This window comes from Lysinibacillus boronitolerans JCM 21713 = 10a = NBRC 103108 (assembly GCF_000772935.1).
In the GTDB taxonomy this organism is placed as follows: Bacteria; Bacillota; Bacilli; order Bacillales_A; family Planococcaceae; genus Lysinibacillus; species Lysinibacillus boronitolerans.
Genome location: NZ_JPVR01000065.1, coordinates 83,278 through 108,557, shown reverse-complemented (window position 1 = coordinate 108,557; position 25,280 = coordinate 83,278). Strand labels below are relative to the sequence as shown.

Annotated in this window: 25 protein-coding genes and 1 riboswitch; of the genes, 3 read left to right on the top strand and 22 right to left on the bottom strand. The window is 38.4% G+C overall.

Annotation, left to right across the window (positions count from 1 at the left end; all coding sequences use genetic code 11):
* Window positions 1-75 precede the first annotated feature (75 nt).
* The 7 genes from CD31_RS06025 to rpsU all read right to left on the bottom strand — a co-directional run bounded on the left by CD31_RS06025 (window position 76) and on the right by rpsU (window position 5,779).
* A complete protein-coding gene (locus tag CD31_RS06025; protein WP_036076296.1) occupies window positions 76-1,032 on the bottom strand; it encodes a PhoH family protein in 957 nt (318 codons plus the stop codon).
* A gap of 2 nt (window positions 1,033-1,034) precedes the next feature.
* Window positions 1,035-2,147, bottom strand: a complete 1,113-nt coding sequence (locus CD31_RS06020) for a sporulation protein YqfD (protein ID WP_036076295.1) — start codon at window positions 2,145-2,147, stop codon at window positions 1,035-1,037.
* 1 nt (window position 2,148) lies between these two features.
* Window positions 2,149-2,397 (bottom strand): hypothetical protein, encoded by a 249-nt coding sequence (locus CD31_RS06015; protein WP_016994100.1) that lies wholly within the window; start codon window positions 2,395-2,397, stop codon window positions 2,149-2,151.
* Window positions 2,398-2,451: 54 nt separating this feature from the next.
* Window positions 2,452-2,931: a hypothetical protein gene (locus CD31_RS06010; RefSeq protein ID WP_036076294.1), complete on the bottom strand. Its 480-nt coding sequence runs from the start codon at window positions 2,929-2,931 to the stop codon at window positions 2,452-2,454.
* A gap of 25 nt (window positions 2,932-2,956) precedes the next feature.
* Window positions 2,957-3,961 carry a flotillin-like protein FloA gene (gene floA / locus CD31_RS06005; RefSeq protein WP_016994103.1) on the bottom strand — a complete coding sequence of 335 codons (1,005 nt, stop codon included), beginning with the start codon at window positions 3,959-3,961 and terminating at the stop codon, window positions 2,957-2,959.
* A gap of 3 nt (window positions 3,962-3,964) precedes the next feature.
* Entirely contained in the window at window positions 3,965-5,293 is a 1,329-nt protein-coding gene (locus CD31_RS06000; RefSeq protein ID WP_016994104.1) for an NfeD family protein, read from the bottom strand.
* Between the two features lie 312 nt (window positions 5,294-5,605).
* Entirely contained in the window at window positions 5,606-5,779 is a 174-nt protein-coding gene (gene rpsU, locus CD31_RS05995; protein ID WP_004227078.1) for a 30S ribosomal protein S21, read from the bottom strand.
* A gap of 252 nt (window positions 5,780-6,031) precedes the next feature.
* Window positions 6,032-6,173: riboswitch (cyclic di-AMP (ydaO/yuaA leader) on the top strand.
* 114 nt (window positions 6,174-6,287) lie between these two features.
* On the opposite strand from rpsU, the gene CD31_RS05990 reads away from it, so the two are divergent.
* Complete coding sequence (locus tag CD31_RS05990; RefSeq protein WP_016994105.1) at window positions 6,288-7,625, top strand: TrkH family potassium uptake protein; 1,338 nt, start codon at window positions 6,288-6,290, stop codon at window positions 7,623-7,625.
* A 25-nt stretch (window positions 7,626-7,650) separates the two neighbouring features.
* Entirely contained in the window at window positions 7,651-8,307 is a 657-nt protein-coding gene (locus CD31_RS05985; RefSeq protein ID WP_016994106.1) for a potassium channel family protein, read from the top strand.
* A gap of 47 nt (window positions 8,308-8,354) precedes the next feature.
* On the opposite strand, the gene CD31_RS05980 is transcribed toward CD31_RS05985, so the two are convergent.
* From CD31_RS05980 to deoC, 4 genes are all read right to left on the bottom strand, one after another.
* Complete coding sequence (locus CD31_RS05980; RefSeq protein WP_036076293.1) at window positions 8,355-8,924, bottom strand: manganese catalase family protein; 570 nt, start codon at window positions 8,922-8,924, stop codon at window positions 8,355-8,357.
* 24 nt (window positions 8,925-8,948) lie between these two features.
* Entirely contained in the window at window positions 8,949-9,212 is a 264-nt protein-coding gene (locus CD31_RS05975) for a spore coat protein CotJB (protein ID WP_016994107.1), read from the bottom strand.
* The gene (locus CD31_RS05970) at window positions 9,205-9,432 is read right to left on the bottom strand and encodes a spore coat associated protein CotJA (protein ID WP_016994108.1); all 228 of its coding nucleotides are present in this window, start codon (window positions 9,430-9,432) and stop codon (window positions 9,205-9,207) included. The genes CD31_RS05975 and CD31_RS05970 overlap by 8 nt, the downstream gene beginning before the upstream one ends.
* Window positions 9,433-9,567: 135 nt before the next feature.
* A complete protein-coding gene (deoC, locus tag CD31_RS05965) occupies window positions 9,568-10,239 on the bottom strand; it encodes a deoxyribose-phosphate aldolase (RefSeq protein ID WP_036076292.1) in 672 nt (223 codons plus the stop codon).
* A 289-nt stretch (window positions 10,240-10,528) separates the two neighbouring features.
* Between deoC and mtaB the strand changes: the two genes are divergently transcribed.
* Window positions 10,529-11,878: a tRNA (N(6)-L-threonylcarbamoyladenosine(37)-C(2))-methylthiotransferase MtaB gene (gene mtaB, locus CD31_RS05960; protein WP_016994110.1), complete on the top strand. Its 1,350-nt coding sequence runs from the start codon at window positions 10,529-10,531 to the stop codon at window positions 11,876-11,878.
* A gap of 215 nt (window positions 11,879-12,093) precedes the next feature.
* Here mtaB and CD31_RS05955 read toward each other — a convergent pair whose 3' ends face one another.
* The 11 genes from CD31_RS05955 to chrA form a co-directional block, all read right to left on the bottom strand.
* A complete protein-coding gene (locus CD31_RS05955) occupies window positions 12,094-12,861 on the bottom strand; it encodes a CsxC family protein (protein WP_016994111.1) in 768 nt (255 codons plus the stop codon).
* A gap of 127 nt (window positions 12,862-12,988) precedes the next feature.
* Window positions 12,989-14,578, bottom strand: coding sequence for a BC_2427 family protein (locus CD31_RS05950; protein ID WP_036076291.1), 1,590 nt, complete (start codon window positions 14,576-14,578; stop codon window positions 12,989-12,991).
* 335 nt (window positions 14,579-14,913) lie between these two features.
* Window positions 14,914-15,717: a CsxC family protein gene (locus CD31_RS05945; RefSeq protein WP_036076290.1), complete on the bottom strand. Its 804-nt coding sequence runs from the start codon at window positions 15,715-15,717 to the stop codon at window positions 14,914-14,916.
* Window positions 15,718-16,034: 317 nt separating this feature from the next.
* The gene (locus CD31_RS05940; protein ID WP_036076289.1) at window positions 16,035-16,772 is read right to left on the bottom strand and encodes a 16S rRNA (uracil(1498)-N(3))-methyltransferase; all 738 of its coding nucleotides are present in this window, start codon (window positions 16,770-16,772) and stop codon (window positions 16,035-16,037) included.
* 81 nt (window positions 16,773-16,853) lie between these two features.
* On the bottom strand, window positions 16,854-17,795 hold the full coding sequence (gene prmA, locus CD31_RS05935; protein ID WP_016995415.1) for a 50S ribosomal protein L11 methyltransferase: 942 nt from the start codon (window positions 17,793-17,795) through the stop codon (window positions 16,854-16,856).
* A gap of 21 nt (window positions 17,796-17,816) precedes the next feature.
* The gene (gene dnaJ, locus CD31_RS05930; protein WP_036076288.1) at window positions 17,817-18,935 is read right to left on the bottom strand and encodes a molecular chaperone DnaJ; all 1,119 of its coding nucleotides are present in this window, start codon (window positions 18,933-18,935) and stop codon (window positions 17,817-17,819) included.
* A gap of 236 nt (window positions 18,936-19,171) precedes the next feature.
* The gene (dnaK, locus tag CD31_RS05925) at window positions 19,172-21,013 is read right to left on the bottom strand and encodes a molecular chaperone DnaK (RefSeq protein ID WP_036076287.1); all 1,842 of its coding nucleotides are present in this window, start codon (window positions 21,011-21,013) and stop codon (window positions 19,172-19,174) included.
* 75 nt (window positions 21,014-21,088) lie between these two features.
* Window positions 21,089-21,661: a nucleotide exchange factor GrpE gene (gene grpE, locus CD31_RS05920; protein ID WP_016992465.1), complete on the bottom strand. Its 573-nt coding sequence runs from the start codon at window positions 21,659-21,661 to the stop codon at window positions 21,089-21,091.
* Between the two features lie 17 nt (window positions 21,662-21,678).
* Complete coding sequence (hrcA, locus tag CD31_RS05915) at window positions 21,679-22,707, bottom strand: heat-inducible transcriptional repressor HrcA (protein WP_016992466.1); 1,029 nt, start codon at window positions 22,705-22,707, stop codon at window positions 21,679-21,681.
* 89 nt (window positions 22,708-22,796) lie between these two features.
* Entirely contained in the window at window positions 22,797-23,942 is a 1,146-nt protein-coding gene (hemW, locus tag CD31_RS05910; RefSeq protein WP_016992467.1) for a radical SAM family heme chaperone HemW, read from the bottom strand.
* Between the two features lie 173 nt (window positions 23,943-24,115).
* Window positions 24,116-25,279, bottom strand: a complete 1,164-nt coding sequence (gene chrA / locus CD31_RS05905) for a chromate efflux transporter (protein ID WP_081977458.1) — start codon at window positions 25,277-25,279, stop codon at window positions 24,116-24,118.
* Between the last annotated feature and the right edge of the window lies 1 nt (window position 25,280).

Here is a 25,280-nt window from a genome sequence, read left to right as displayed (position 1 = left end):
TTCGGGCAAGACTTTAAAACCTTGTTGCCCCTGTCGCTTCGCTTTCGGGGCAGACTTTAGAATGGCTACGCAATTCTAAAGTTGCTGTTCTTCGTAGGCTTGGATGATTTTGGCTACGATTGGATGACGTACGACATCGCCTTGTTCTAATACTTGGAAATGGATGGATTTAACATACTTTAATGTACGCTCTGCTACAATCAAGCCAGATTCTGTATTTTTAGGTAAGTCGATTTGCGTTTTATCACCAGTGATGACCATTTTAGAGCCGAAGCCCAGACGTGTTAGGAACATTTTCATTTGTTGATGAGTTGTATTTTGTGCTTCATCTAAAATAACAAAGGCATCATCTAATGTACGGCCACGCATATAGGCTAAAGGGGCGATTTCAATCGTTCCACGTTCAATTAGCCGCTGTGTTTGTTCAGAGCCGTAGATGTCGTTTAAAGCGTCATAGAGTGGACGTAGATATGGATCGACCTTTTCCTTTAAATCCCCTGGAAGGAAGCCTAGAGACTCTCCAGCTTCAACAGCAGGGCGAGTTAAAATAATTCGCTTAACATGGCCATTTTTAAGTGCCTGTGTTGCCATAACTACCGCTAAATACGTTTTCCCCGTACCGGCTGGACCAATACCGAAAACAACGTCTTTATGACGGATTGCTTGTATGTATTCTCGTTGACCAATTGTTTTTGCACGAATTGACTTTCCTTTCGTCGTGCGTGCTATTTCTTCATCATATAGTTCTGCAAAATATTCGATAGTTCCTTTTTGTGTCATTTCAATAGCTGTAGTGACATCACGTTGATCAATATTAATTCCTTTGCGAATGACCTTCAATAAAGCATGCAGAAGAAAGGTTGCCTGTTCCTTAGCATTTTCTTCACCCGCAAGTTGAATTTGTTCACCACGCGTAATGATTTGAACATTAAGTGCTTCTTCAACTAATTTCATATTTGCATCGGAAATACCGAGTAGCATAACCGCTTCGTTTGGATTATCCACCTGTAATACAGTTAACTGTTCTGACATAATCATTCTCCTTGTAGGCCTTGTATTGGACTTGCAATGTTTTCATTGACTAAAAATAGAACTTTCCCTTCAACTGTACCATTCCCCCACTTTGCCTGTAAAAGGTTTTCTTTCTTGATGATTGTTTTTGCAGGTAACGAGCGTAATACTTTTTCATGCAATAAAGGAATAAGCAATGTCTCAATTTTCGATTCATCCAACTCCACTTGCATGGTTTTCGTCTGTTGCTCCTCCACAATCGAAACATAGGGGGCTAGCCAATTCGGTAAATCCTTTTTTTGAACATAATCCACCTTTTCCTCATGTATACCCTTTATCAACACCCGCCATTGCTTTTGCTGCAAGGTTTCCACGGTAATTTTTGTTGGAATTTTAAATGAACATTCAAGCCAATAATCTGCATAAACCTCACCTTTCGCCCCAACAAAAACTTGATCTGTGCCACTTTCTAATACACCACTTACGAGGACGTCACCCTCATAGGCTGTATCATTCACTGAAATCTTTCGCTCACCATGCTGTATATTGAAGTGGGTAATGACACCACTTTTCGTTGCTACAATATGGGAGGCTAATTTGTCAGTTGTTTGCTCTGTTTGTTTCGGTGATTCTTGTGGTCTCAAAATTACTCGTCCGCCGTGTTTATCAATATGAACCCATGATAGTTCTCGGTGTTGCTCTAACAGCTTTTGTCGTATAACCGTATTAGAAGGTAACTTTTTTTGAGATAAAGGGGTTTCTAGTTGAAAGGTTTCATGAAAGGTCTTACCTAAACGCTCCTCCAGTTCTGGTGTCGCGGCTTCAATGTCCACTCGCCATATGACTTGTGCACAAAGGATTGGAATAGCAATCATGAAGGCTAAGCCCAATAGAGTCCAAATTTGTGCACGAAAAACTTGAAGCTCATCTGCATAAAAAACAGCCATTTTTAAGCGAAAACGTCTTCGTACACGGCGTATTTTTGGTAGGTAATGCATTGTCGTTTCAAAGGAAACTTCCTGATCACGAAAGACAACACGCTTTAACGGGACATGTTGAGCGTGCAATGCTTGAATAAAAGGATGAACATTTTCATGGCGCTTTATACGTATAATAATTGGCCGATTATTCCACATTTTAGCTCACACCCATATTCTTTGTCATTTTCATATGAAGTTCCTGAAGATTGTTAACAGATAGATGTAGCATTTCTTCTTTAAGCGCATTGATTGTCACTGAATCCGCATTGACAGTAATATGATAATCTGCATAGACAAACGAACAGGTCGTCGCATCTGCATGAATAAAACGGTAAGGTCCAATAATTTTTAATGATTCGTATTCTAACAACTCAAGTAGTGGCGTTAATTGAAATAATTTTTTCATAAAAAATGCCTCCTTCTTCGGCAATATATGCATCGAAAAAGGAGGACATGCTAGTTATTTTCTTTTTGATTTTGGTGGTCCTAATATTTCGGCCATCACAATTGCTTGCACAAGATCATTTTTAGATTGAGGTAGTTGTAAAGTCGAATGAGCGCCAACAGATTGCACTTCCTTTTTTCCAGCAGCTAATCGTCCCCGACTTTCTCGATTAGAAGAACGGCTAGGAATATCAGTTGGAATGACAGCTGGGGCAACATAGCTTGGTATTTCCTTTTTCACTTGTTCTTCAACAAATTTTTTAGGCTCCTCAACTTTCTCATTTTCTGGAATCCAATCTCCGATAAATTCTCGTGCAAAGTCTTCAAAACTCTGTGCTTTCCCACTACGATGTGGCTCTTTCTCCGTAACTGGAGGCTCCACCGCGGTGTCTTTATTAAAAGGAGGCATCATCTGCTTCTGAGGCTTTTTATTTTTTGATTTTCCGAAAATAGAGCTGACTATGGCAATTATGGCGAAGATTATTAACTGTTCCATATGTTAGTTCCGCTCCTTTCCGTTATTAAGCATTGGGTTCATTTTTTTCAGGCTTATCATTGCTTACTTTTGAAATAGAGTCACGCATTGCTGTATCCGCTTGGATATTGCGATAGTTCATATAATCCATAATACCAAGATTACCAGAACGTAAGGCTTCAGCCATCGCTTGCGGTACTTCTGCCTCTGCTTCTACTACTTTTGCCTTCATCTCTTGAACACGTGCAATCATTTCTTGCTCGTTTGCTACAGCCATTGCACGACGTTCCTCAGCTTTTGCTTGCGCAATGTTTTTATCCGCTTGTGCTTGTTCAATTTGTAATTCGGCCCCGATGTTTTTACCGATATCTACATCCGCAATATCAATGGATAAGATTTCAAAGGCTGTTCCTGAATCCAAACCTTTAGATAAAACCGTTTGTGAAATCATATCTGGATTTTCTAATACTTCCGTATGACTAGTAGCCGAACCTATTGTAGAAACGATCCCTTCCCCTACACGGGCAATAACTGTTTCTTCACCAGCACCACCGACTAGACGCTCAATGTTGGCACGCACAGTGATACGAGCCTTTGCTTTAACCTCGATCCCGTTCATTGCTACACCTGAAATGAAAGGTGTTTCAATAACTTTTGGATTAACAGACATTTGAACAGCTTCTAATACATCACGCCCAGCTAAATCAATTGCTGCACAACGTTCAAATGACAGCTCAATATTGGCACGGTGAGCCGCAATTAAGGCATTCACTACACGGTCAACATTACCACCTGCTAAATAGTGACTCTCTAACTGGTTAATCGTTACAGGTAAACCTGCTTTATGTGCTTTAATCAAAGGATTAACAATTCGAGACGGAATAACACGACGTAAGCGCATCCCAATTAATGTGAAAATACTAACACGTACACCTGCTGCTAATGCAGAAATCCACAGTGCTACGGGTACAAAGGTAAAGAATACCGCAAGCACAATGAATAAAATAACTAGTCCGGCAATAGGACCAATCAAAGCTAAATCAAAACCCATTTTCTATTCCTCCATCTCTTTATCTGTTTGTCTCACAACAATGCGTGAGCCTTCAACTTTAATAATTTCTACATGTTGATTGGCATCGATATAGCCACCTTCTGATACAATATCAATGCGTTCACTACCAAGTACCATAGTTCCAGATGGACGAAGTGGCGTAAGCGTTTTCCCAATTTTTCCTAACAGTTCTGTGCGATTCACATTGGATACATACCCTTCTTCTGTCGTCGTTGCATCCATTAACACAAGCCTGTTTAAGACATGCAGTTTTTTTCCGAAAAATTTCATCAGAATCACCATTCCTATCATCGCTATCACAAGCGCAATGAGAATTGCTACTATCATTTGCATCATATTTGCACCTGCCAGTATCAGACTTAGTACTATTAAGACACCACCTAAAATACCAACAATTCCACCAGGGACAAAAAACTCTGCAATTAAAAGGGCTAAGCCAATAATAAATAACAATAACGTTTCATATCCCGCAAAGCCGGCCACCATGTGTCCAAAGAAAAATAAACCAAGTGCTGATAAGCCCATTATACCTGGAACACCAAATCCTGGCGAATAAAGCTCCATCACAAGTCCTAAGCTAGCGATTGACAACAGTATAGGTACAATGATGGGATTTGTAATAAAACGAGCTAATTTTTCAGAAAAGGTCGGTTCAATTGAAACAACATCACTACCATTCAAGTTGGTTACTTCTAGAAGCTCCTGAAAATCCTTAACCGTCCCTTCAGAATATTTAACCTTTAATGCCTCTGAGGCGGATAGGGTTAACAGATTCTTTCCACCAGCACGGTATTCTGGTAGTTCATAGTTGGTATCTGCCATTGCTAATGCATACTTAGGGTCGCGCCCTGACGTTTCTGCTGCTGCTTTCATTTGAGCAAGCCAAGCGCTATTGGCCTTAAGGTCGGCTGCATTACCTGCTGAATCGATAACTGCCGCTGCACCAATTGTTCCATTCGGAACCATGTAGATCTTATCCGCATGTAAGGCTAAAAAAGCTCCTGCTGAGTGCGCATCCTTATTAATATAAGCAATCGTTTTTATTTGCGTTGCATCCATAAGCATAGCGATATCGCTTGCTGCATTCACAAAACCGCCAGGCGTATGTATTTCTAAGATAATCGCCTCTGCATTGTTTTCTTCAGCCTCTTTAAAAGCTCGTTCTAAAAATGCATGAAGTCCTCGCTCTACTTCATTATGAATCGGAACATGATAGACCTTATTACTGGCAAAAGCCGAAGTTAATGGAAACGCTAACAAAAAAGTCATCCATATCACTAGTAAATAGCTGAGGATTCTCCGTTTTCGCATCTTTTTCCCTCCCTTCTAACATGCCTCTCCTCTGTATATACGGTCAATCATGCGAAAAGTTTCGCAAATCTTAAAAATTTATTAACTTATTTATCATTCGATCTAATGCCAATTACCAACACTTAGTATGTGCAAAAAAGCCGAATGAATCAAATTGATTTCATTCGGCTTTTTCATATGTACGTAAAGTTGAGCAATGTAAAATACCTGAAATTAATCAAAAATGTGATTAATCTCAGGTATAACTTTGTCTGCTCAGTGAATCATACAATTGCGTGTTATGAACGTAGGGATTTTTAATGGGAAATTAAATTACCACTTACGTTTACGTGCAGCTTCTGATTTCTTTTTACGTTTTACGCTAGGTTTTTCGTAGAACTCGCGCTTTCTAACTTCTTGAATTGTACCACTTTTTGATACAGTACGTTTGAAGCGGCGAAGAGCATCTTCAAGCGATTCGTTTTTGCGAACGACAGTTTTTGACATCTCTCTTTCCCTCCCTCCGAACACACGTCAATACACAATTAGGCAAATAACCTTCTGTTGTGTACTAAAAAATTATATCGTATTGTCTAATAATGGTCAATAGAAAGTATGCGAAATTATCAAGTGAATTTTTGGTTTTATTTTTGTGTGAATTATTCATACCCAATTCACCCACAATAAAAATAATTACATTTTCCTAACAATTAAAGGGTTTACAAAAAATAGAATAAGGGCGTAGAATAATCACATTCAATTTCAAATCGGCCAAATCTCAACTATTTGAGAACGGAGGAACCAATCTTTTGGGGTTAATTCTGCAGTAGCAGAAGGGATGAGAAAGCTCTTTCGCCATCCTACCCGTCAGCTAACTTCGTCGGCTAAAGCGAAGGAGGTCGTTATTGACCACCATTATTAGCATGCTTTCTGCCTTTTTCATGCTTTTATCGTAGGTCTTTTTATTATGCCATTTAACAACCAGTTGTTTACTTACAGAATTGAGGTAAATTAAATGAACAATTTTAAAAGAGCATTAAACCCTCCCAAAGTTCTCGTTTTGGGCTTTGCCCTAATCATTGCCATAGGGACGTTTCTTTTAACAATGCCATTTTCTACTGAGGATGGGAAGGGTTTGACCTTTTTAGATGCCTTATTCACTGCTACTTCAGCTACTTGTGTCACGGGTTTAATCGTAGTTGATACAGGTGATACCTTCTCTATTTTTGGCGAGGTGGTCCTTTTATTCTTGATCCAAATTGGTGGTTTAGGATTCATGACATTTGCCACATTATTATTTTTACTGCTCGGAAAGAAAATTTCATTAAAAGAAAGACTGCTGCTTAAAGAGGCCTTTAATAATATCTCTATTGCTGGTCTAGTTCGATTAGTGAAAAGAATATTACTCTTTACAGCATGTATTGAAATAATCGGTGGTCTTATTCTATCGATTCGTTTTTCTTTTGATATGCCTATTGGAAAGGCCCTTTATTTTGGATTTTTTCATGCCATATCCAACTTCAACAACGCGGGCTTCGATTTAATGGGTGGTTTTAACGGAATGACTGCCTATGTTGATGACCCCTTTGTTGTTTTCACCATCTGTGCTCTTATTACTATCGGTGGATTAGGCTTTATTGTTATGAATGAATTGTATGAATATCGTGTGACTAAAAGGCTTTCTGTCCATTCAAAAATTGTCTTAGTAACGACACTTTTGCTAACCGTTAGTGGAACCATTTTGATATTTCTGTTTGAGTATGGCAACGAAAAGACACTTGGACCATTATCAGAATGGGGTAAAGTGTTAGGCTCCCTTTACCAAGCGGTTACACCACGAACTGCTGGCTCCAATACACTGGCTATTGGGGACTTAACGCATTCTACATTATTTTTAATGATACTTTTGATGTTTATTGGGGCAGGCTCTGGATCGACTGCTGGAGGGATTAAAATCACAACCTTTGCTGTTTTAGTAGCTACTATGTGGTCACAAATTAGAGGTAAAGAAGATGTGGTTCTCTTCAAACGTAGAATTGTCACTGAAACTATTTTAAAGGCATTGACGGTTACAATGTGCGGTGGATTAATTGTAGTAGTCGTGACGATTATTCTTAGTATCACGGAACAACATCATAGCTTTATGATGTATTTATTTGAAGCTACCTCTGCATTTGGTACTGTTGGTCTTTCGATGGGCCTAACCCCAGAGCTAACACCTGCTGGTCGTCTTCTTCTGATTATTACAATGTTCGTAGGAAGAGTTGGACCACTAACCATTGCTTTTGCCATTGCAAAACGAAGAAAAAAAGAGAGTTTCCGTCACCCAAAAGGAAATATTATGATTGGCTAACCAAATGAGAGGGGTTTAAAACGCTATGACCATTAAACAATACGCTGTTATTGGCTTAGGTAGGTTCGGAACAAGCGTCGCACGCAGATTGCATGAAGCTGGACAGGAAATATTGGGAATTGATATAAATGAAGAAAGAGTAGAGGATGCAGAACCGTATGTGACTCACGCTGTCGTTGCTGATACAACAGAAGAAAAAGCTTTAAAATCAATTGGTATTGGTAACTTCGATTGTGTCATCGTGGCGATCGGTAATGATATGCAGTCTAGTATTTTAACCGTCTCTTTATTAAAAGAGCTAGGGATCAAAAAAGTGATCGCAAAGGCACTAGGTAAAAGACATGGGCAAGTGTTAGATAAAGTTGGAGCTGATTGGATTATTTATCCTGAAAGAGATATGGGTGAACGTGTGGCTAATCAACTCCTATCCCCAAACATGTTGAATTATATCGAATTATCAAAGGAATACAGTATTGAAGAAATTATGATTCCTTCTAAAATGGCTGGACAAAACCTTCGCGATTTAGACTTGCGCGCAAAATATAACGTCAGTGTAATTGCAATTGTGCGCGAAGGGGAAATTATTATTTCCCCTTCTCCTGAGCAGATTATTGAAAAGGAAGATTTATTAGTAATGATTGGGCATCGAAAAGATCTTACATTATTCTCAAATATTCAGTAATCACAAAAAAGCTGTTTCAAGTTCTACTTGATACAGCCTTTTTCGTCTTAGAAAACTTTCTTTTGATCTCTATCATCTTTTAAAATTTCAACAGCCTCTCTAAAACGCTGGGAATGAACAATTTCTCGCTCACGTAAAAACTTCAAGCTATCATTTAAATCCGTGTCATCTGATAAGTCAATAATCCATTGATATGTGGCACGTGCCTTTTCTTCAGCCGCTATATCCTCATACAGGTCCGCGATAGGGTCACCCTTAGCTTGAATATAGGTTGCTGTGAATGGTACCCCTGAGGAGTTTTGATAAAATAGAGCACGATCGTGATTTACATAATGATCACCCAAGCCAGCTTCTTTCAGCATTTCTGGTGTTGCATCTTTTGTTAGCTTATAAATCATCGTGGCAATCATTTCTAAATGTGAAAATTCCTCAGTTGCTATATCGGTCAATAACCCTACTACTTTGTCAGGAATCGTATAGCGTTGATTCATGTAGCGTAGAGCTGCTGCCAGTTCCCCATCTGCCCCTCCATATTGCTCAATTAAAAACTTTGCAAGCATTGGGTTACATGTACTAACTTTTACCGGATACTGGAGTTTCTTTTCATAATACCACAAAGATTATTCCTCCTAGTCTTTTGTTTAGACTTGCCATGGCCATGGTGTATCAATCCAGTTAAAAGGATAATTCGAATAGCTTCTCCCAAAATTCATGAGTGGTCCATATTTTTGCTCAAAATCAATTTTAAGTTTCATACTTTTCTCTGTATTTTCATTAAATTGCTGAATGGCGTCATAATCGTGTGGATGAGTGTCTAAATAGAGGTTTAATTCAACAATAACGAAATCAATTGCTTGAATTTCTTCTAATTGCTTATAAAATTCGGGCGGCATCTTTTTAGTCATGCTTCCTCCCTCCTTTTAGGGGAAATGGGTATGGGCTAAACAACTGTGGCCATAGCGTTCCTGCCTTCAGCGCTTCTCTTGCGGTTGGAAATTGTGGTAGTCCAGGTGGTTGAAAACCCATATATAATTGTGGGGGTGTTGCATAATACTTAACTTCTATAGGCTTACATGGATCAAAGGGGCTAATATAGGGCCTCCAAGACTTATACTGTGTAAACATGACATCCTCCTTTCTGTATTTACATTCATCAGTGGAGTATATGTGCACAGAAAATTATTATGCTGATTAAACACAAAGAAGCCATAAGCTCATGTCAATGTACACATGAGCTTATGGCTCTATAAAAGGATAATATTAATAGTTGGAGTCGGCAATTAAACCATTCATAATAGCTACACCAGAGCTAGCCCCAATACGAGTCGCACCAGCTTCTACCATTTTTTTCATGTCCTCTAAGCTACGAACACCACCTGATGCTTTTACACCAAGTTCTGGACCTACAGTTTTACGCATAAGCGCGATATCCTCTGCTGTTGCTCCACCAGTAGAAAAACCTGTAGATGTTTTCACATAGTCTGCACCCGCTGCTACAGCTAACTCACATGCTTTCACTTTTTCTTCGACTGTTAGTAAGCATGATTCAATAATGACTTTTACAAGTGCGCTATCTTTAGCTGCTTCTACTACTGCGGCGATATCTGCTTGTACAAGTTCATAGTTTTTATCTTTTAACGCACCGATATTAATAACCATATCTACTTCTTTTGCACCGTTAGCAATAGCATCTTTTGCTTCAAATGCTTTGACTGCTGGCGTATTGGCACCAAGTGGGAACCCAATTACCGTACAAACTAAAACGTCTGTACCCTGTAATAATTCACTACTACGCTTTACCCAAGTAGGATTTACACAAACAGAAGCAAAGTTAAATTGTTTAGCTTCTGCACATAATTTTTCAATTTGTTCTTTCGTTGCCTCAGCCTTTAATAATGTATGATCAATCATACGTGCAAAATTCTTTTCCATTGTGGACCGCTCCTTCATTAAACAAGATGTACGTACCTCTTCGAATCATACCATTTTTTCACGTTGACGTCTAATTTCTTTCTATATAATAAAAGCTGAAATGTAAACTTTTAAGAACATAGAAGTCATCAGAAGACAAATCACTTAATTATTTCACAAAAAAATCTTATAAGTACTGATTTCATAAGGTTTATGTTATCATAAATCACGTATCTAAAATATGTACACAAAAAAACTATTTAAATGTTGCAAACACAAGGTAATGTGAATTGAAAGGATGATATATATCATGAGTAACGAGCGATCAAAAATCGTGAGTTTTCATACTCTAGGTTGTAAAGTAAATCATTACGAAACAGAAGCAATTTGGCAGCTGTTTAAAGAAGAGGGCTATGATCGTACAGAATTTGATCAACAAGCAGACGTTTACGTCATTAATACATGTACAGTTACGAATACTGGAGATAAAAAATCTCGTCAGGTCATTCGTCGAGCAATTCGTCAAAATCCGGATGCAGTTATTTGTGTAACAGGATGCTATGCACAAACCTCCCCTGCAGAAATTATGGCTATTCCTGGTGTCGATATCGTTGTCGGAACACAAGATCGTACGAAATTACTTGGTTATATTGAACAATATCGTGCGGAACGTCAACCGATTAATGCTGTACGTAATATTATGAAAAACCGAGTATACGAAGAATTGGATGTACCTGCCTTTACAGACCGTACACGTGCTTCATTAAAAATCCAAGAAGGCTGTAACAATTTCTGTACATTTTGTATTATTCCATGGGCACGCGGCTTAATGCGTTCTCGTGACCCACAAGAAGTATTACATCAAGCACAGCAATTAGTCGACGCTGGTTATCTTGAAATTGTCTTAACTGGTATCCATACAGGTGGCTATGGACAAGATTTAAAAGATTATAATCTTGCTCAATTACTACGTGATTTAGAGGCCAATGTGAAAGGCTTAAAGCGTCTTCGTATTTCATCCATTGAGGCTAGTCAATTAACGGATGAAGTAATTGAAGTACTACGTGAATCAAAGATTGTCGTGAATCATTTACATATTCCGATTCAATCTGGTTCTGATACGGTATTAAAACGTATGCGTCGTAAATATACAATGGAATTCTTCGGTGAACGTTTAACAAAATTACATGAGGCTTTACCTGATTTAGCTGTTACTTCTGATGTAATCGTTGGGTTCCCCGGCGAGACAGAAGAAGAGTTTATGGACACATATAACTTTATCCGTGATCATAAATTCTCTGAGCTACACGTTTTCCCATTCTCTCCTCGGACAGGAACTCCAGCTGCACGTATGGAAGATCAAATTGATGAAGACATTAAAAATGAACGTGTCCACCGACTTATCTCTTTAAATGATCAACTAGCAAAAGAGTATGCTTCTCGTTTTGAAGATCAAGTGCTAGAAGTTATTCCTGAAGAATTTGTGCATGATGGCAGTGAAGAAGAAGGCCTTCTAACAGGCTATACAGACAACTACTTAAAAGTAGTTTTTGAGGGTCCAGAAAGTCTAATCGGACAACTTGTAAAAGTAAAAATTACACAAGCAGGCTACCCTCACTCAAAAGGACAATTTGTACGCGTTTTAGAAACAGTGAAATAAATAGTAAAAAAAGGGCTGCCCATTTTATATAGGCAACCCTTTTTCCTTGTATGAAGCTAATCATTCACTTGTATTTGATTTTTCATAATATTGATAGATGTTTTAAAGATTTACAGCTCCTATAAGAAAATTAGTAGTACAAACAAAATATCCTTCTGTACTACTAGCTTTGTTAGTATATTATAATATTCTCCTGTACTCTAAACTAGCACTTATCAAGGACTAGTAGGAGGTGTAAGTCCTAAAAGAACAGGCGTTATTACGCTACTGCCAGCACCAAGGCGGATTTGTTGAACTTGCAATACTTTTACAGTAAGTTCTAAGACAATTTTTTCACGTAATGTGCTGAATGTCCCTTCTGGAGCTGCCATAATCGGTGAAAAATCAAGTTCAAAGAAGTTGGCAGCTACTAATTCACCAAATGGTTGTTCATTGTATTTAACAAGATTTTGGAAGAAAGCCTTATCTAATCGAGCATCCATTTGTGTTCTTTCGTTAAGGAAGTTCGCTTCAGCAAACTCGGAAATGCCTAAGATTGGTGTTGCGCCTCCAGGTGTTTGTGGGAAAATAAGATCTGTAAAACCAGAAAACGGAACGTCAGCAATTCTATCTCGAAGTGCCCCATTACATGCTGATGAAGCATATTCAATATTTTTCCGAATATGTCCTGCTACAAATAATTTAGCTCGTGTTACTCTAAAGAAATCAGTGCCAGCAATACGTGCAAAGCTGACTGGTACAAGTTTCACTTGATTTAGGAAGACATTCTTTTTCACTCGTTTGATTTCTGTAGCAGCAGGGCTAAGTGTAATATCCGACTCAACAACGATTTGCAGTGTTGGTTCTGCCAATACAACTGGAACTTTGATAGTTGGCGTTGTAACCGGTGTAGTGACTACTGGTGTAATCTCATTCGTTAATGGAATTTGTTCAGTTGATGTTACAGGACAAGGTTGAAATTGACTTTCTAATTGATCGCTCAAAAAATTTCCCTCATTTCATTTTTTTAGTATTAGAGAGCTCTCCTATCGCTAGAATATGTAGCATTTAAATCTATACATGGACGTATATATTAGTTTTATATTCTTATTTGAATTAAGGGATAAATTTCTATAATCCTCCATTACCTTGCCAGTCAAACAGTACTTTAATTTTTTGTACTTGTAACATTTGGATAATTAATTCTAATACTATATTTTGACACAATCGATTTGGATGAATGGCTGCCTTATTTTGCGTATTAGATACCCTATACTCAATATTGTGCTGTATGTAGCCCTCTATAAATAAATTCCCCTTTGATACCGTTCTTGTTCCATTTCCCAATGGCTGGGATCTACGAAAAGGTACAAATCTACAATCGGATAGTACTACCTCATTTGTGATCTCTTTAACCTCTTCAATTCCTTTATCAAAAGCAATTTTTCCCTCCATACATATTTCTATTTTGTATTCCCCTAGGACAACAGGAACTCGTATATGTATAAAAGGCTCAGAGGAGTTAATTTCTCCTTTTTTAATTGCTTGTGAGTTATGTAAGGGAACTACTACAGATTTAAACGGATGCTGCTCACTACCATTTTTTTTATTAGTATCCGTTCTCATTAAAGAAATCATTTGATTAATGTTGGAGCTAACCAAACGACAATCTGGTTGTTCAGGGAAAACCGAAATGGTTTGGAGTAGCTTCGTCTGAAGTTGGGGAGATAGGTTATCATTTAAATCAAGAAATTCAAATATTGTATTTTGAACATTTTCACCATAAATAGGAGCATGAAGAAAATCGTTAATTTCTACATAAGTAGAAAAGGGACTTTTTTGGATAATGGTGCATACTTCACCTATTAAAGACTTTGCAATCCCTTTATTACGATTTGAAGGATTATTTTTCTCCTTTTCTGCTATATCATCCAAATGCATATTATTTCCAGCCTCAGACAGAGCTTTATTGAGAAATTTTGGATTATCTTCTGATTGAGCTGTTGAATTTTGTTCTTCAAGAGAGTTCTCATCACTATCTAGTAGATGGTCAATTTCTACCTTTGTTGGACTAGGTACGATTTGATTGCATGCTATCTGGTCTAAAGTTAATTCCTCTACATGGTTCTCATCCGTATTTCGGAAATGTTCTTTGTTCTCCTTAACATTCGCTTCTATAGGTATGGAGGCTAATTGCTCTATTAATGTCTCTTTTGTGTGACTCTCATCGATATCTAAGTGATGTTCGTTTTCTTGCTCAATATTATTTTCTGTAATTATGGGTAGTTCTTCATGGGTGATTGATTGCTCCGATAAAGTCAGTTCCTCTCCCCTACTCTCATCGATATCTAGAGGATGTTCGTTTTCTTGCTCAACATTTGTTTCTTTAGGTATAGGTAGCTCTTCATTAGATGCTAATAGCTCTGCTAAGCTAGCATCCTCCCTGAAGTTCTCAAAATTTGGGTGATGTTCGTTTTCTTCCTCAATAGTCGGCTCCATAGGTTCGGGTAGCTCTTCAGTAGAGATTATATGGTCAGTTAAAGTAGATTCCTCTGTAAATGGTTTATATTCTATTTCACCAAGCAGATTATTATTTCCATTAAAAGTCTGTTCTAATGGAGATTCGTCATCTATTTTAGTTTGATACCTCCACTCAGTGTATTTATTTTGTTTAGAGGATATTTTCTTCATTTCTCTAAAATTAATCCATGGAGTTGCCATTCGTTCACTCCCAAATAATAATTTGACAAAAAGGCATAACAATCAATTTTTATTTAAGTTTTAATCTATTAGCTAATTCTTCTGATACGATTATGTTATGACCTTTAAAATTATATAATTGAAAATTTACAATACTAATTACAATCCATATTATGCAATATTTTTACTTTTGTCACAGTCCCCACCATTAGATACAATTGGAAGGTGCATGTCCTTATCTTGCCAAAAAAAGCAGTTAAAAGTTCGTGTAAAAGTGAACTTTCAACTGCCCAACAACATATTTGATTTTATATCAGTATTATTGTTACCATCTTTGCTCCACTACATATAAAAAATTAACAAGGCTCAGTAGGTGGAATAATACCAGGAACAATTGGTGTTGCTGGTGGAGTAAGCCCTTGAAGAACAGGTGTTACTACACTACTTCCAGCGCCCAAACGGATTTGTTGAACTTGCAATACTTTTACAGTAAGTTCTAATACAATTTTTTCACGTAATGTGCTGAATGCTTCTTCAGGAGCTGCCATAATCGGTGAAAAATCAAGTTCAAAGAAGTTGGCTGCTACTAATTCACCAAATGGTTGTTCATTGTATTTAACGAGATTTTGGAAGAAAGCCTTATCTAATCGAGCATCCATTTGTGTTCTTTCGTTAAGGAAGTTCGCTTCAGCAAACTCAGAAATGCCTAAGATTGGTGTAGCGCCTCCTGCTGTTTGTGGAAAAATAAGATCTGTAAAACCAGAAAACGGAACATCAGCAATTCTATCCTGAAGTGCCCCATTACATGCTGATGAAGCATATTCGATATTTTTCCGAATATGTCCTGCTACAAATAATTTAGCTCGTGTTACTCTAAAGAAATCAGTGCCAGCAATACGAGCAAAGCTAACCGGTACCAATTTCACTTGATTTAGGAAGACATTCTTTTTCACTCGTTTAATCTCTGTCGCTGCAGGATTAAGTGTAATATCCGACTCGACAACGATTTGCAGTGTTGGTTCTGCCAGTACAACTGGAATTTTAATAGTTGGCGTCGTAAGCGGTGTAGTAACTAATGGTGTAATCTCATTCGTTAAGGGGATTTGTTCAGTTGATGTTACTGGACAAGGTTGAATCTGATTAATAAATTGTTCACTCAAAAAATTCCCTCATTTCAATTTATAGTATTAGTGAGCTCTCCTATCGCTAGAGTATGTCGCAATTAAATCTATGTATGGACATTGAACTTGTTCTTTTAATTATTTTATTTGGAATGTTTGAGGTTGTGATTTTCCCCGTTACCTTACACGACGGGGTAAAACTCCATTTAAGCAGGGATTTAACGCAGACCCCCTTCAAATATGATTTAAGTAAAAAAACCCCCGTAAAAGTTAGATTGATGTCTAGCTTTTACGGGGCAGTTCAAATATTAAGTGGTTTTTTCTAGGTTATGTTGATAGTAAATTATACATAGCTGTTATTCAAATTCATACGATATGGCAGACAGTGCGTATAATGGCGCTGTTTCTGCTCGTAAAATTCTCGGTCCTAATGACATCGTTTGAGCGCCTGCTTGTAATAGCGCTTCTGACTCTTGACGAGAAATGCCCCCCTCAGGACCAAAGATAATTAGTATTGATTTCGACTTCTTATCATACACGTTTTTTAGCTTCTCCGCAAACCTTGTGCGCTTTTCAGCTTTTGCATCCTCTTCATCAGCAATAAAAACGGCATCGAAATGATCTATTTGTTGTACTAGCTGTTTAAATGAGATGGGTTCAAAAACTGTTGGAATATGTGTGCGGTGAGCTTGTTCCGCAGCTTCCTTAGCAATTTTCTGTAATCTTTCTTGCTTTTTTGCCCCTTTTTTCTTGTCCCATTTTACAATGGAGCGTTCAGCTTCAAAGGGTAATAAAGCAAACATCCCCAGCTCTGTGGCTTTTTGGGTAATAAGCTCCAGCTTATCACCCTTCGGTAAACCACAGGCTACTGTTACTTGAATGGGTAACTCTGGAGAGGGGATTGTTTGACCTGTCGCTTCAATGACGACCTCATCCCCTTCAAACCCTTCAATTGTACATATATGCGCAGTGTTTTGTGCAACAACTACAATTTTGTCGCCTTGCTTCATACGCATCACTCGTTCAATATGCCGTGCATCTTCTCCATTAATACGTGCATTTTCTATAGCTGTCTCAATAAAATAACGTTGCATGCCACACAGTCCTTTCTAGCAAGAAAGGAAAACGCCAAATCACAAGCACACGGCTCACGATTTGGCGCTTCCTCAGTCATGTTATAGTGGACGACGGGCAATAATGGCTACCCAATCTTCCATTAATAATACTTCTTCGATCACAAAACCTGAAGCTTCTAGTGCTACTTTAACATCATCACGTTTTGCACCGATGATGCCCGAAGTGACATATAATCCACCTGGTTTTACAATTGTATACGCGTCATCTGTGAAGGACATGATGATTTCAGCCAAAATATTAGCGACTACCACATCTGCTGGCTCTTTTACAGTATCCAATAAATTACCATGGAATACTGCCACCTTATCTTCCACTTTATTTAATGCCACATTTTCTCGCGCTGAACGTACAGCCACTTCATCTAAATCGAGCGCATGCACACTTTTGGCACCTAGTAATGCTGCACCAATAGACAATACACCTGATCCTGTACCAATATCAACAACTGTATCCCCTTCTTTAATGACCTTTTCAAGTCCTTGTAAACACATCACCGTCGTCGGGTGGGTACCTGTACCAAATGCCATACCAGGGTCTAATTCGATAATTAGCTCATCTGTTGAAACAGGTGTGTATTCCTCCCATGTCGGTACGATAGTAAAGCGTTCAGAAATCTTAACAGGATGGTAGTATTGCTTCCAGGCAGTTGCCCAATCTTCTTCATTGACTTCCACAATGGATACCACATTTTCGCCGATATCAATGTTAAAGTTCGTTAAATTTGTGATAGCTGCTTTAATTTCTTCGACTGTTTCATTTAAAAAACTAGACTCCGATAAATAAGCTTTAATAATCACGCCATCTTTCGGAAAATCATCTTCATTTAGCGCATAAATTTCACCATATTGATCTTCACGTGGCTTCGCAAACTCTGCAGAATCTTCGATGACAACACCACTTGCACCTGCTTCATGCAAAATATTCGAAATTGCTTCTACCGCATCATTTTTTGTATGAATGGATAATTCTGACCACTTCACGTAGCTCTTCAGCTCCTCTAATTATTCACCTTGGAATTTTTTCTTAATTTTATCGAATAGTGAACTACCTTGTTCTTCAGGGATATCGCCACTAATTTCGGCAAATTCTCGTAGTAATTGTTTTTGTCTTTCCGTTAATTTTTCTGGTGTCATAACTTTTACTGTCACATACTGATTACCCATACCATAACCATGAACATTTTTCACACCTTTATCTTTTAGACGGAATTGAGCACCAGACTGTGTTCCAGCTGGAATACGTAATTTTACTTTCCCATGAACTGTCGGTACTTCAATTTCATCCCCAAGTGCAGCTTGAGGGAATGTTAATTTCAGCTCGAAGTAAATATCGTCTCCATCTCGTTCGAAATCCTTGTGACCTTGAACGCGGAACATAATATATAAATCCCCTGCATGCCCACCGTTTATACCTGGCTCACCTTGACCAGATACACGAATTTGTTGTCCATCATCCACACCTGCTGGAATCGTCACTTTAATTTTCTTACGTTTTTGGACTTTTCCTTCTCCACGACAAGTCGTACATTTTTCTTTAATGATTTTACCTGTTCCATGACATGTTGAGCATGTACGACGATTCATCATACGACCAAATGGTGTATCCACTGCTTGATTGATTTGTCCAGCACCTTTACATGTTGAACATGTTTCAGGTTGCGTGCCTGGCTTTGCTCCTGAACCGTGACATGTTTCACACGTTTCATCTTTTGGGATTTCTATTTCTGTTTCTTTCCCAAAAATAGCTTCCTCAAATTGGATGTTCATACGATATTGCAGATCATCCCCTTTACGTGGAGCATTTGGGTCTTGACGGCGACCACCACCGCCAAAGAATGAACTGAAAATATCCTCGAAGCCGCCAAAGCCGCCTCCTCCAAAGCCACCACCAAAACCAGCATTCGGATCCTCATGACCAAATTGGTCGTAGCGTGCTTTTTTCTGGTCGTCACTTAATACTTCATATGCTTCAGCGATTTCTTTGAATTTTTCATCTGCACCCGGCTCTTTATTAAGATCAGGGTGATATTGTTTTGATAATTTACGGTATGCTTTTTTAATCTCGTCTTTTGTAGCCGATTTTGTTAAACCAAGCACCTCGTAATAATCGCGTTTCTCCATGATTCACACTCCGCTCTGTTTGCATAAAATCTATTGTAACATGCAGTTGAAAAAACTGCCTCTTTTTTTAGATTAAAGGTTCTATAAGTTCCATAAGATTGAAGATACTCACTTCCTAGCAGCTAACGTATGCAACTAACCCATAAATGGTGCCATTTACGTGAAGTGACCTCACATCATGACAAAAGCCAAAGCCGCAAGCGGTCTTTGGCTTTATCACTTAACTGTGCTACTTCTTATTTATCATCTTTTACTTCTTCGAATTCAGCGTCTACAACACCGTCATCTTTTTTACCAGCGCCAGTGTCTGCACCTGCATCGCCACCTTGAGCTGCTTGAGCAGCTGCTGCCGCTTGTTCATAAACTTTCATCACTAGTGGCTGTAATACGCCTTCTAATTTTTCTTTAGCTGCTTTAATACCTTCTAATTCACCAGCTTCAAGCGCTTTTTTCAATTCATCACGAGCATCTTCAACAGACTTTTTCTCATCTTCTGTAATTTGCTCACCTAGGTCAGCAATTGTTTTATCCACTTGGAATACTAATTGGTCTGCTTCGTTACGAAGATCTGCTTCTTCTTTACGTTTAGCATCTGCTTCAGCATTAGCTTCAGCGTCTTTTACCATGCGTTCAATTTCTTCCTCTGATAAACCAGAATCAGATTGAATTACAATTGTTTGCTCTTTGTTCGTACCAAGATCTTTTGCTTTTACAGATACGATACCGTTTTTATCAATATCGAATGTTACTTCGATTTGAGGTACACCACGTGGTGCTGGTGGAATATCCGCTAATTGGAAGCGACCTAATGTTTTATTGTCAGCTGCCATTGAACGCTCACCTTGTAGAACATGAATATCTACTGCTGGTTGGTTATCAGCTGCTGTAGAGAAAACTTGAGATTTTGAAGTAGGAATAGTCGTGTTACGGTCGATTAATTTTGTGAACACGCCACCCATTGTTTCAATACCAAGTGAAAGAGGTGTTACGTCAAGTAATACAACATCTTTCACATCACCTGTTAATACGCCACCTTGTACTGCTGCACCCATTGCAACAACTTCGTCAGGGTTTACACCACGGTGAGGCTCTTTCCCCGTTTCTTTACGTACCGCTTCTTGTACCGCTGGAATACGTGTTGAACCACCAACTAAAATAACTTGGTCAATTTCAGAAGTAGAAAGACCTGCATCAGATAATGCTTGACGTACTGGACCTACTGTACGATTTACTAATGGTAAAGTAATTTCGTCAAATTTCGCACGAGTTAAAGAAATTTCTAAGTGCAATGGTCCTGCTTCGCCAGCTGTAATAAATGGTAAAGAGATTTGAGTTGATGTTACACCAGATAAATCTTTTTTCGCTTTTTCAGCTGCATCTTTTAAACGTTGCATTGCCATTTTATCTTTTGATAAGTCAATGCCATTTTCTTTTTTGAATTCAGCTACAAGATATTCGATAACTGCGTCATCGAAATCATCTCCACCTAGTTTGTTATCACCAGCTGTAGCTAGTACTTCAAAGACACCGTCACCTAACTCAAGGATCGACACGTCAAACGTACCGCCTCCAAGGTCAAATACTAATACTTTTTGATCTTGATCTTGTTTATCTAATCCATAAGCAAGAGCTGCAGCAGTTGGTTCGTTGATGATACGCTCTACTTCTAGACCTGCGATTTTACCAGCATCTTTTGTTGCTTGACGCTGTGCATCGTTAAAGTAAGCAGGAACTGTAATAACTGCTTTTGTCACTTTTTCTCCTAGGTAGTCTTCAGCATAGCCTTTTAAGTATTGAAGAATCATCGCAGATACTTCTTGTGGTGTGTAGTCTTTATCTTCTATTGTTACTTTTTCAGCCGTACCCATTTTTGATTTAATAGAAATGATTGTGTTAGGATTTGTTACTGATTGACGTTTCGCCACTTCACCAACTTGACGTTCACCATTTTTAAAGGCAACAACAGATGGTGTTGTACGGTTTCCTTCTGGGTTTGGAATTACTTTTGGTTCTCCACCTTCAAGTACAGAAACGCAAGAGTTTGTTGTTCCTAAGTCAATACCAATAATTTTGCTCATTAAAATTTCCTCCTATTATGTCAACGCAAGGGATGCGTTTTCTAACTAATTTTAATTGACTAAATAGCGCAAAGACTATTCGTTCACAGATACCATTGTTGGGCGTAATACACGATCCTTTAAGATATACCCTTTTTGTAGCTCGCGTAAGACAATACCCGTTTCTTTTTCACTATCTTGTTCTTGCATAACAGCTTGGTGAATCGTTGGATCAAATTGCTCACCTTCAGCTTTAATCACTTGCAGACCTTCTTTTTCTGTTGCTTCAATTAAAGAACGATACACCATTTCAATTCCTTTAATGATCGATGCAGTCTCTTCAGAAGTTGTCTCTACTTGTAAAGCACGCTCAAAATTATCAAGGACTGGTAATAGATCAGATAGTAAGCTTTGTGCGCGGTACTTTTCAGCTGCCTCACGGTCTAACTGATTACGACGACGCATATTATCGAAGTCGGCACGTAAACGTAGGTGACGATTTTCTTCGTCAGCTAGCTTTGCCTGTAGTTCAGCCAGCTTAGCCTCATACTGTTCTTCAATTGTTAACTCTACTTCTTCCTGAACCTCTGTTTGCTCTACTTCCTCAGTTGCCGTTTCAGCTTGTACATCTTCTTGAACTAAATCTTTGTTTTCCGTTGTTTCCGTCACTTGAATCCTCCTCATTATCATTCACTACGATTCTTCATAAAGGCTTGTGTTAAATCCAAGCGCATTATGTCTAATAAAGCCACAACACGTTTATAATCCATGCGTGTAGGACCAATAATAGCAATGGCTCCCTGTTGATCATCACCAATGGAATAGGTAGTGGTAATGACACTGCAATTTTCCATTTCTAGCTGTTTATTTTCTGAGCCTATCCGAATATGAATACCTGATTCGTTTGGATGGAAAAGTGACTGCACTTGGCTAGTCGTCTCCATTAAGTCCAAAATCATCCTGACTTTATTTAAGTCATGGAATTCTGGTTGGTTGAACATATTCGTTTTCCCACCATAGAATATTTTACTTTCTGAATTATGCATTGTTGCTGTGACAAGTGCATGAATAAAATCATCCGCTGATCGAACATGTTGCTGTAACACGGCTAGCACTTCAGCTTCAAGGCTTTTATGGAGATCTTCTAATGAAACACCAATAAGACGCTCATTTAAGATATTCACCATTTTCTCTAAATCAGAAGCGGTAAAGTCAGGTGGTAGATTGAACATGCGATTTTCTACATGCCCATTATTCGTCACGATAATCGCTACTGCTGTGTCGCTAGAAAGGGGGACAATTGAAAATCGTTTAACACGATGCCTTTGGACATCAGGTCCTAAAAGTATGGAAGTATACGATGTCAGCTCTGATAAAATGTTGGCTGACTTTCGGATAATATGCTCTACTTCTACTAGTCGATCATTAAAAATTGATTGAATTTGTTGAATGTCCTTGGAATTAATACCCTGAGGACTCAACAAATGATCTACATAAAATCTGTAACCCTTTTCCGAAGGCACTCGACCAGAGGAGGTATGCGTTTTTTCTAAAAAGCCTAATTCCTCTAAATCCGCCATTTCGTTTCGAATAGTGGCTGGACTAAATGTAATCCCTTGTTTTTTGGAGATTTGGCGAGAACCTACCGGCTGAGCAGACACAATAAAGTCGTCTACAATGACTTGCAATATCTGTAACTGCCGATTTGTTAGCATGATTATCACCTCTGTTAGCACTCAACTAAGAGGAGTGCTAATACTATTATTAAGTTATCAAATCCCACATTTTATGTCAACGATATCGCTCAATCTTCTAGCAAAAATTGTTGAAATACTTCATTGCCCACAAAACGTCCTTTTCTTGTCAGGCGTACACCAAGCTCATCCAGTTCTAAAAGCCCCTTTGACACAAGATCTTTTATTACCACATCATAATGGGCAGACATAGATGTTTTAAATTTCTCTTCATATATAGAGTGCATAACGCCCTCTGTTTTTCTTAACCCTAAAAACATTTGTTCTTCTCTTTTTTCCACCTGGGTTACTTCATGTGCGTGGACAATTGGTAGCTCATTTGCCTCAACAGCTTCCATATACTTTTTTAATGGACCATGATTGGAGTAGCGTATACCTGCTAAATACCCATGAGCCCCTGCGCCAAACCCCGCATACTCATCATTATCCCAATAAATCTTATTATGCTCTGAATGATACCCAGGCTTTGCAAAATTACTAATTTCGTATTGTTGAAGCCCCTGTAAAGCCATTTGTTGCATCAGCACATCATACATATCCGCTTCTAGATCTTCTGTCGGTAAATACAGTTTCCCTTTTGCGTACTGATTATAAAAAATCGTTTTCGGTTCCACAATAAGAGAATAAGCAGAGAAATGTGGCAAATCAAGAGTAAAAGCTTTGGCTAATGAATCCTTCCATTGAGCCATCGTTTGCCCAGGCAAACCATACATTAAATCAATGCTGATATTATAGAAGCCAATTTTTCTAGCCAAGGCGATTGTTTCATAGACATGATCATTACTATGCGTGCGCCCAATCTTCTGTAGCAATCCTTGGTCAAAAGATTGAACCCCCATGCTTAAACGATTAACACCACCGTCAAACAATACCTGCAATTTCGCAGCAGACAATTCATCAGGATTTGCCTCTGATGTAAATTCTGTCACACTCTTCATTGGAATATACGTATGAATATACGTTAGTAGTTTGTCCAATTGCTCAGGTGATAAAGCTGTCGGTGTTCCGCCACCAAGAAAAATCGTCTCGATGTTACGGAATTTTTCAGGATGTTTTTCTGTTGTCAGGGCCATTTCTTTTCCAAGCGCTTCTATATATTCATCCACTGGTTGATTTTTAAAATAAAATTTATTGAAATCACAGTAATTACAGATTTGATGACAGAAAGGAATATGAATGTAAACACCTCGTGCCATAGCAATCCCTTCTTTCGCGTTAAGTCTTTTCCATTTCTACATTATAACGAATCCTTAGAAGGAACGCTATGAAACCCATTGGTGCTTTTCATTAATATTGATTCTGTAATTACAAAACAAACTGCACCTCCGATTATTAGTAAGCATCTAACAATCGAAAGTGCAGATTTTTTTCATGTATAAAAAATGACGCCCACAGCAATTCCTAACAGCACCAATAAATAAGGCTGTATTTTCCATCGAATTAAACACCATAAAAAGATAGCCACTATGAAAATATCTAACGCGCTGAGGATGGTTTGTGTCACAATTGGATGAATAAAAGCAGCGGCTAGAATACCAATGACCGCCGCATTTGCGCCTGCCATCGCACCTCTCAGACGGGCAATACGACTTAGGCTAATCCAAAATGGTAGCGCCCCAACTACTAGCAAAAATGCTGGTAGAAAGATTGCGAAAGTAGCAATAATAGCCCCTGGAACGCCAGCAATGACCATACCGATATATGCAGCAAATGTAAATAAAGGACCCGGAACCGCCTGTGTCATACCATAGCCAGCTAGAAAATCTGAGGTACTTATTTGACCACTTTGAACAAATTGTGTTTCCAGTAAAGGTAAGACAACGTGACCACCACCGAATACTAAGGCACCTGCAAGATAAAATTTCTCCATCAATGAAAACCACTCATGATGCCATAAAGCGCTTAATATAGGTAAACCTAGGAGTAGCATGAAAAAGAGCGCTAGTAAAACAATGCCAGTAGTTTTTGAAATCGGTATATATACTAATTTTGAGGTATTACCCTCGTCGGTTTTTTTTAGTAGTTGAAAGCCAAAGCAAGCAGCTATTAATATTGCTGCAATTTGTGCAAGTGGATGTATCCACATCAATACTGTTATCAATGCCAAGAAAGCAATCAACCAATGCCATTTTGTTGACAGTAATTTTTTGCTCATGTCCCAAATAGCATGGGCGATAATCGCTACTGCTACTAACTTCAAACCATGAATCCAATCCATCTTCAGCTCTGTAAACATGGAGAAATAGGCAAAAAGAATAAGTATCAGCACAGATGGTAATGTAAAACCAAGAAATGATAGAAAGCTTCCTAAAACTCCACCTCTAAGTAAACCAATCCCCATCCCTACCTGACTGGATGCAGGTCCAGGCAAAAATTGACTTAACATAACAAGTTGACCATAATCATGTGCAGAAAGCCATTTACGCTTCTGTACATATTCCTGTTGAAAATAACCTAGATGAGCTGTTGGGCCTCCGAACGAGGTACAGCCCAATTTTAAAGCAACAAAAAAAATCTCCCAAAGCCTTTTCAAA